Source organism: Methanomassiliicoccales archaeon (assembly GCA_029907465.1).
Classification (GTDB): Archaea; Thermoplasmatota; Thermoplasmata; order Methanomassiliicoccales; family JACIVX01; genus JACIVX01.
This window is the reverse complement of sequence record JARYLV010000018.1, coordinates 20,061-28,934: the sequence shown is the minus strand read 5'-3', so window position 1 is coordinate 28,934 and position 8,874 is coordinate 20,061. Positions and strand designations below refer to the sequence as shown.

The window sequence follows — 8,874 nt, the reverse complement described above, 5'->3', positions numbered from 1 at the left end:
GACGAAGGTCGTCTTGTCGGCGACAAAAACGATGATGGTCAACCTCACATCACAGTCTGTCCAGACGACAAGCCTTTCGTTGGAATTTTACGAGAATGATTGGAATCACTTCAACTTGACTACTAATTTAACAATGGACTTCGATGCAACGATTCCAAGTCTGCCGTATAGTTATCTGAAGAACCTCCGCATGCAGATTGATTTTGCGCTAGGAGATGGTGATGGCGAAATAAACACCACAGAGCTTCAAGCATTCTTGCAGAAGATCACTTCATTCGGTCCACAGAATGTAACAAGCGAGTGGCTGATGAAAGTCAATGGGACGAAGTTCGTCTCACAAATCGATGGATTCTCTTTAGTCGAGTATTCTGGTCTGCTTGGTTCCGTAAATTCAACGGAGCAGTACTCGGCTTTGATGAAAACGCGCTATGATTCAGCGGCAGTCATTCAATCGGGAGCCCAAACATATACTGTTCAACTTTATGTAAATTACGATACCCAGACACTTGACTATGTGTGTCATGTATCCCTACCAGATGGTTATGAGTTGACGGCAAACACAACGAGTAGCGCCTATGTCAAAGTCTATGGCTACCTTGACTTGACCATCCAGCCACAGGTCTACGCATCAACCTCACTCGCCTCTGTGACGATGACGATCCAGAAATCTGTAGCACCTGAGGCTGTTGCAAGCCTCATCACCGGCGCAAATGTTTACGATGTCAGAGATGCAAACTCGACCCTTCTCTACTATATTGTTGCAGTGGATACGGAGGTGTCGTTCAGTGCAGCAGGTTCATACGATCCAAATGGGAACCCGTTGAGATATGTGTGGAATTTCGGAGACGGGAACATAACGGAAGTGACGACCGTTAGAACGAAACACAATTACACTGTGGCAATTTATGAACTGGTTGTCTCGCTTACGGTTGTTGATGTTGCCGGATTGGAAGATTCCGCATCGTTTTCTGTAAGAATTGATTCCGTCAATCCAACCCCAGTGATAAAGGTGCTCAACAAGCAGATACAGAACAACAAGATTTATGCTAACCAGTCGGAAGCACTTGTCTTCAACGGTGCTTCATCCTACGACTACACGAACTCATCATCAGACGCGCAGAAGGGTCTAATTCATTCGTGGAAATGGGACTTCGGTGACGGCAATTATACGACTATTATGAGAGGGGAGAACCAGAACGTTTCTCACGCATATCCTAAGGCAGGAAGCTATATTGTGAAGCTTAATGTAACTGATGCTGTCGGGCACTATTCGGTTGCCCAAATAACGGTCGTCGTGAAGGACACAACTGGCCCAGTCGTCTCCTTTGTGATAAAGGACGAAAGGTTCGCTTCAGTCACGACTGCAATGGAGAATAAAACCCTTTATTTCGATGCGAGTGCTACAACAGACAATGTCGACAGCCTGCAGAACCTCACATTCAGGTGGGACTTCGGCGACGGAACTAATGCGACTGGCGTTAACGTAACACACAGTTTCGCCGCGATAAAGACCTTCACGATCAAATTGACAGTAACCGATAAGTCAGGGAATTCCGCAAATCTTACGAAGCAGATTGTGATTACATCGTCCCCGAGGCCCGATCTTAGAATCACTTCTCTTGTCTTTGATCCAGCGATCTTCACAGAGGGCGAAATAGGTACGATGAAGCTTAATGTGACCAATGTTGGAAATGCAAATGCAACGAACATTGTGGCGACATTCTACAAGATGACGCTCACTGGTCAAAAGCTACCTCTCGGAACATCGAGCATCCTTAACGGCACTGTTGGTGGGCAGCTTCTACCTGGTCATTATGGGATCATCACGTTCCAGTGGAGAGCCGATACCAAGGGTAATTACACGATATATGTTGAAGTGACTGCGAGCGGAGAAATCAGTAAGGGCGACAACAGCTACACGACTTCTCTGGTAGTGAAAGAAGCTGGCTGGAAGGCTGCAGCGATTTACGGTGGGATTTTCGCGGTTATCATTGTCGTAATCGTTCTCATCTATATGAGAAGGCGCTTGCCTAAGGTCGGAGGTAAGACAAAGGGAGAAACGAAGCCAGAAAAAGGTGGCAAGGAGAAGAAGTGAGTTCAAACCATTCAATCCTTTCCATCTAAATCTTTTTATTTTCTCTTAATTCTTGTGCTATCGTGATTTGGCGTCTAATAGATACTGATCTTGCGAGTCCTCCATACACATCAGCCGCCGACGAGGCAATGATAATTGCGAGACACAAAAACCTCGTTCCAAACACACTCCATCTTTATCGCAGGGATCGCCCAACGATTTCCGTTGGTTATTTTGAGAAGATCGAGGAGAGCGTTAATCTCGAACTTGCGAAGCGTATCGGGGCGTGTATTGTCCGAAGAGTCACGGGCGGAAGTGCGATTTACACAGACCCGGATCAAATCATCTATTCCGTGATTGTAAATAACGAGGTTGTTCCGGAAAACCCTAATGACACCTACAAGCTTATTTGTGGGGCAGTAATCAGGGCTCTTGGTCTTTTAGGTGTCGCTGCTGATTTTAAGCCAATCAATGACATCGTTGTCGGCGGGAAGAAGATCTCAGGAAGTGCTCAGGTTAGAAAATGGAATATTGTCCTCCAGCATGGAACACTGATTATCGATGCAGATTTTGATCTCATGTTCCGAATTCTGAAAACAAAGAAGAAGATCAGGACGCCGGAAGAAATGACATCACTAGCGATCGAGCTCGGCAGGAAACCTGCGGTAGACGAGGTGAAGAAAGCGCTCATTCGTGCGTTTGCAGAGGAATTCAAAGTTGAACTGGTCAAAGGCGTCTTGACACACTTCGAAGAAAAATTGATCAGGCAACTCATCGAAGAGAAATACGGGAAAGATGAACACGCGCTCCTCAGGTGATCACTCGAACCGATCGAGGTCGAGCAAAGCGATCTTTCGACTATCGACAAAAAATCCCATTTTCTTATGCAGCATGATTGACTTAATGTTGTCAGGCATGATCGTGCTGTGCACTGCCTTTGCACCGCGTTTTTTCCCCTCAATCGCAACAGTCCTCAACAATCTGTAGGCTATACCCTTTCTTCTGTAATCTGGATGAACGCCGAGGTTCTCAACCCACACGATTTTTGGTACGCTAAGGACATGCGGCAATATCTGTGCGAAAATGAACCCGACGATGACCGAATTCTCCTTCGCGACAAAACTTAGGCCAGTTCGAACATAATGCTCGAACGAATACTTCGATGACGCACCGAGTTGGTCGATTAAATCCTGCGAGAGATCACTCCACTTCTTCGTGAGCGAGGGTTCAAGTGTTTCTCTTATGCAAAAAAGTTCGAGTGCTCTGACCGATCCGCGGTCCTCCTCTTTCATTGGTTCGATTTCTAACATCACATCTCCTCCGGCGCTCCCAGTCCCATGACCTCAAGACAATTCTTCAGGGTCCACATCGAGGATTCAACAAGAGTCAGCCTTGCATTCATTTTATCTCCCCCTTTTAGGACTGGAACATATGTGTAGAATTGATTAAAGGCTGAAGCTAATTCGTGACCGTAGGCAGGGATAATATGGATCCTTCTCTTTTCTCCAGCCTCCTTGATGACGCCTGGGAATCTTGCAAGGATCCGAATAAGCCCTTTTTCATAATCGTCCTGGAGCAAGGAAGGGTCTACAATTTTATTATATGGCCCAGCTTTTCTGAGGATACTGCACGCCCTTGCGTATGCATACTGAACAAAAGGAGCACTGTTGCCCTCGAAGTTGAGCGCCTCGTTCCATTTGAAGACGATAGGCTTCTCCGCCTGGATGCGTATAATGTTGTACCTGATCGCTCCTCTTCCAATCACACGCGCAATTTCTTTCATTTTTTCTTCTGACAAGTCTGCTCTCCGCTTTTTCACTTCTTCAAGCGCTCTCTCTTCAGCCTCTTCGATTAGATCGTCGAGCGTGACGACTCTTCCTTTCCTCGTTGACATTCGCCCCTCGGGTAAAGAGACAAAGGAATAGAAAACGTTTTCAGGCGCTCGATTAATACCCAATATCTTGAGAGCGGCTTCAAGATGGGTCATGCCGAGCTTTTGATCTTCTCCAAGCACATTTATCACATGATCTGCCCGTTTGAACTTGTCGAGATGGTATGCAAGGTCTCTTGTCGTGTAAAGTGTTGTACCGTCACTCCGGGTGAAGAAGAACTTAGTGTCGCGACCCTTGATTCCGAACTCTTCGAGATCGAGGTAATAAGCTCCATCCTCTTCCCGGCAGTATTTAGTTCCCTTCAGGCGCTCGACGACTTCTTTCGCGCTCCCATCGAGGATAAATTGCGATTCCCAAACAAAACGATCAATTCTGACATTAATATCGATCAAGCTCTGATTGATTCCGTCGAGTATTGCCTGAGCTGTAACACGAACCTTATCGATGACAGCCTTATCTCCGGATTCGAAGCGCCTAAGCATCTCTGCAATTTCATCTGTGATTTTGGGATCTTGTTCCATCATTTCATTCGCTTTCTGATAGAATCCAACAAGCCTATGATCCGACTTTTCCTTCTCGCTCTTCGGTATGCTTCCAGAGGGTATGTTTTCAACGCCCCAGGTGAGGAGGATGACTTGTTTTCCTACGTCATTCACGTAATACTCCGTCACAACATCATAACCAGCCATTCTCATGCATCGCGCTAACGTATCGCCTATAAGCGGATTTCTTGCCCTCCCAACGTGTATTGGCCCTGTTGGGTTAACTGAAGTGTGCTCAAGGAGCACCTTGACTCCTTTTCGCTCTGCTCTCCCATAATTTTCTCTCTCTTTCAAGATCGTCTCGAGAGTGATGGATGTGAGCTTCTCATCATCAATCTTGAAATTGACGTACCCACCTTCTGTCCATGTCCTCGATATGAGACTCATCTTGGGCAATCTTGCCAGCAATTCTGAAGCGATTATAGCCGGTGGTTTTCTCAGTTCCTTTGCAAGCTGAAAACACGGCAGTGCGAAATCGGCGATTTCGGCTGGTGGGATTTCCAAATTTGAGAAGCCAACAATATGAAGCTCCTCGAGCGCTTTTCCGATCGAGTATTCAACTTCTCTTTTAAAGGGTTCGATTGGATCCAATATTCTATCCCCCCGGTTTGAAGCGAAGTATTGCGGCGATTCCACCAAAAGCCTTTAGAAGCATTTCACCCTCTTCCGAGTCATTCGAAATAAGCTCGACTTTTGTGCCGACTTTATCCGCGAGTTCATAGAATTCGTCGATGAGGTCAACATCGGTCGTAATCGATGCTTGCGATCCGCAACGAGGACACAGGGGATTGTCTGGTGACTTGTCCATTGTGCTCACTTGTTTATAACCGCAATTGCTGCATTCCAAGCCAATTCGTCGCTTTCTCAAAGCTTCGGATACGAGCAACGTGTCGACCGCTCCGATCAAGAGGTTGTTCCTCACCTCTTCCTCTCCATAAGCGGCAAGTCCTCCATCACTCTTTCTGATCTCTTCCAGCAACCGCTGCATAAGTCTCTTCTCTCTCATCAGGTCAAGATCTTCAAGTCTTTCCTTCGCCTTCTCCATGAGTTCCCTTAATCCGTATTCGTCAGTGTAACCAGTATCAAATGTATCGATCACCTTCTTCTGAAGTTCATGATGGAGGTAACCCGATTCGTAAAAATAATCCTTCGTTGGACCAGGTCCGCCGATGAGGATACCCTGCAGATCTTTCATGTTCAGGAAAACTTCATTAGCTGTCTCAGCAACCTTCGTAAAAAACTCATGGGCGGCGATCTCGATGAGTCGTTCGAATCTCAATGCTGACTGTCCTCCCATTCTATGTTTGCTTGGAACGAGTGACTGGATATTCTTGATCGCTTGGACTCTCTTGCCTCTAAGAACTCCGATCGTCGCCTCGCTGCGATCGATGACAATCATGCCGTAAGCTTTCTTTTCTGTCAACATGTCGAGAAGCGGATCTAGGTAGAACTCAGAGTCGCATCTGTAGAGGAACGTGGTGATCGGTTCGGGTGGCTCGAGAACAAACTGAGTCATTCGAGTTTGATCTCCTCCTACTGCCACTTCCCCAATAAAAATCACCAAGCCATTTGGTGGCGGCTTCTTGTATGCCTTAAGGCGGGACAGGATTGATTGTATCGCGCCCTGGACATTCTTCCTCGTGCTTTGCGACTTAATGTTCGATGACTGGGAATATTCATTTCTTAGGTAAGCCGCGACATCGTAAATCTGCTTATCCGGAGGGATGTAAAGAGAGATGAGCTCGGTGCCACGGCCATGGAGTTGCCTAATCTCTTCTATCGCCCTCTTGAAATCATATTTTTGTTTGTCCGTAAGTTTTTCACCGGCAACAGCCGTCGATTCCATTGCGCCTACAACCTACTCTTTTTTGTACGCCAAAAGAAATTACAGTATCTAAAACTGTTGGTGTCCATATGGAACGTGTAGTGGTTTCGATGGGTGGTTCGGTCCTCGTTCCTGGGGACAACGATGCAGTGTTCATCACGAAGTTTCTCGATTTAATTAAGGAATTGTCGAAAGATTATCGCTTATGCATCGTCTGCGGCGGAGGAAAAATTGCGCGATACTACATAACGACTGGAAAAGAAATGGGATTGAGGAAGGACGAACTCGACGAATTGGGCATTATGGTGACTAGACTCAATGCGAGACTCCTCCAATTAGTGTTACATGACGTTGCAGCTCCTCGAATTCCTGAGACTATAGAGGAAGCTGCCAGATTAATGTCGAATTATAATGTTGTTATTATGGGTGGCACGGTACCAGGTCATACAACAGATGCAGTGTCAGCACTTGTCGCGAAGGAAGTTTCTGCAAACAGAATTGTCAACGCTACATCTGTTGATGCCGCTTACTCTGCAGATCCGAAAAAAGTTGCGAGTGCCAAAAGGTATGCAAAATTGAGTTTTGAGGAATTGCTCATTCTCGTGGACAAGGGTGGACATGAGGCGGGATCTTCTGACGTTTTTGACAAGCTCGGTGCTCAGATTGCAATGGAGGCAAGAATCCCAATTTATATCGTCAATGGGAGGAACCTTGAGGAGCTTGAGAATGCGGTCCGCGGGAGATTAATTAAAGGGACCATCGTAAGTGATTGACTTTGCGAACCGTCTACCAACTTGTCAATCTGAAACACTCGGCATGTCGGTAATGGTGCTATTATCTGGTCAAAATTGCTCCCTTTAATAGAACTGTTGAGTTAGGTTTTATAATGGTTAATGTTGATCAGAGACACTAGGATGAAGAGAAATTCTCAAGGGTGAGGAACCTCGAGGATGAAGGGGATGAATGGATGAAGAAATCCTGGTGGGCAACTCGGTCGCCGAGTTCGAAAATTGCACTGCACCCTGCGCTTATGCTCGGTGTTTTTTTCAATTCAATTGGAGTTATATTAATTCTCATCACATTTCTTCTACCTTGGGTTGAAATCTCCCATCCTCATATGGGCTCGATTTCATTTACAATTAGCGAACTCATTAGTCGCAGTGATAACTATTTGATCATGTATCTTCTCGTCGCTATTTCGCTTGCAGTGATCGTTCTCACGATCGCTGAGGCCGTCTCGAAACGGAGTAATCGCCCCCACACTGCCATCTGGTCGGCGACATTATTTCTCTCATCGATGATTTGCATAATCATAATCGCGATCTCTATCTTGTGGATAACAGATGATTTTTCGATAGGGGTTATGCCAGGAGCGAAATATGGGGCTGCTGCCTTTGTATCTGTTTTTGGGAGTGTTCTCGTCTTTGCGGGGTCACTCATGCTTCTTCTGGGCCACGTCGGTCACCGACACGTCACTTCCACATGGCACTCACCTCGGCAGGAATTTTCAGTGAAGCGTCGAAACGCACCATTTGGCACGAAGCAAGTGTCAATGGAAGGTATAACTCACAAGAAGACCTGCCAGAATTGCGGGTCGCCACTTGATGAAAGCTGGATTGTTTGCCCAATATGTGGTAGGCGACAGAGATAGGACTAAAGCTCTTGGAGTGATTCGCTTTCAATCGCCTCGATATTAAGTCTATCTAGAAGATGCTTCAGCTTTGTAACAGTTGAGCGTTTCATCGATTTCTTATGGATGTATGCAAACTGAGCACCAGGCGTTTTCTCATACGCCATCTTAATGATCTTTATCATATCGTCTTCGTCTGCTTTATCTATTACATAATTTGGAATCATATGCCCAAAGGAAACTCTCTTCGTTAAGGCAACTTCCGTGAACCGAGGTGCATAATGCCCCCCGCCGATACCGATCAGAACTGGGTTAACGGAGATCTGTAACTGCATGATGCTTTTCGCGATCGCCTCTGCTGCTTTCTTGTCTTCCCACATACTTTCATCGCTTCCGATCTCGACGAACGCTGTTGGTTTATCCAGGTAAGGGCCGTGGTGAGTGACTTCGAAGGAGACCTCGAATGGAAGACCCTCTGTTGATCTCTTCAACTGTCTCAAGATCTCAGTCATCGAATGATGTGCGGATGGGACGAGCGCCCTATCAAATCCGCCGTACTCAGCAACACCAAAATTCCCGATCGGGTGGACCGTCAAGGTGTGTATCCCCGACACTGCCTTGTGCCTCGATAGAAAAATGATTTCTGTGATCTCACGATCAACTGCTTCGCAAATTCTTTGATCAACATGATTTGCATAGAGATGGAGCTGATTTATTGTGACGAGTATGTTTTCGCCGTGGGCAAAAATCGGTTGTCCTTCGAAATCGTTGATTTCAGTCCATTCGAATAAGGATAATAGGGCGTCTTTGATATTAACACTGGCTCTGTCTGGTGAGCTGCAGACAAGTGTTCTCATATTATCAACACTTCGTACTTTTATTCATAAATGACTTCGCCTCAATTGAATCTT

At 46.1% G+C, this 8,874-nt stretch carries 8 protein-coding genes; 3 read left to right on the top strand and 5 right to left on the bottom strand.

Annotation, left to right across the window (positions count from 1 at the left end):
• Positions 1-2,095, top strand: a 2,095-nt coding sequence (locus QHH00_06950; GenBank protein ID MDH7509119.1) for a PKD domain-containing protein, incomplete at its 5' end; no start/stop codon positions are given.
• Positions 2,096-2,157: 62 nt separating this feature from the next.
• Positions 2,158-2,892: a biotin/lipoate A/B protein ligase family protein gene (locus QHH00_06945; protein MDH7509118.1), complete on the top strand. Its 735-nt coding sequence runs from the start codon at positions 2,158-2,160 to the stop codon at positions 2,890-2,892.
• On the opposite strand, the gene QHH00_06940 is transcribed toward QHH00_06945, so the two are convergent.
• Genes QHH00_06940 through prf1 form a run of 3 tightly spaced genes read right to left on the bottom strand, consistent with a single transcriptional unit; the run spans position 2,893 to position 6,354 of the window.
• A complete protein-coding gene (locus QHH00_06940) occupies positions 2,893-3,384 on the bottom strand; it encodes a GNAT family N-acetyltransferase (GenBank protein MDH7509117.1) in 492 nt (163 codons plus the stop codon).
• Complete coding sequence (gene argS / locus QHH00_06935) at positions 3,384-5,099, bottom strand: arginine--tRNA ligase (protein ID MDH7509116.1); 1,716 nt, start codon at positions 5,097-5,099, stop codon at positions 3,384-3,386. The genes QHH00_06940 and argS overlap by 1 nt, the downstream gene beginning before the upstream one ends.
• Positions 5,100-5,103: 4 nt before the next feature.
• Complete coding sequence (prf1, locus tag QHH00_06930; GenBank protein ID MDH7509115.1) at positions 5,104-6,354, bottom strand: peptide chain release factor aRF-1; 1,251 nt, start codon at positions 6,352-6,354, stop codon at positions 5,104-5,106.
• Between the two features lie 68 nt (positions 6,355-6,422).
• On the opposite strand from prf1, the gene pyrH reads away from it, so the two are divergent.
• On the top strand, positions 6,423-7,106 hold the full coding sequence (gene pyrH / locus QHH00_06925; GenBank protein ID MDH7509114.1) for a UMP kinase: 684 nt from the start codon (positions 6,423-6,425) through the stop codon (positions 7,104-7,106).
• Between the two features lie 394 nt (positions 7,107-7,500).
• On the opposite strand, the gene QHH00_06920 is transcribed toward pyrH, so the two are convergent.
• Positions 7,501-7,773, bottom strand: a complete 273-nt coding sequence (locus QHH00_06920; GenBank protein MDH7509113.1) for a hypothetical protein — start codon at positions 7,771-7,773, stop codon at positions 7,501-7,503.
• A gap of 213 nt (positions 7,774-7,986) precedes the next feature.
• On the bottom strand, positions 7,987-8,820 hold the full coding sequence (locus tag QHH00_06915; protein MDH7509112.1) for a D-aminoacyl-tRNA deacylase: 834 nt from the start codon (positions 8,818-8,820) through the stop codon (positions 7,987-7,989).
• Between the last annotated feature and the right edge of the window lie 54 nt (positions 8,821-8,874).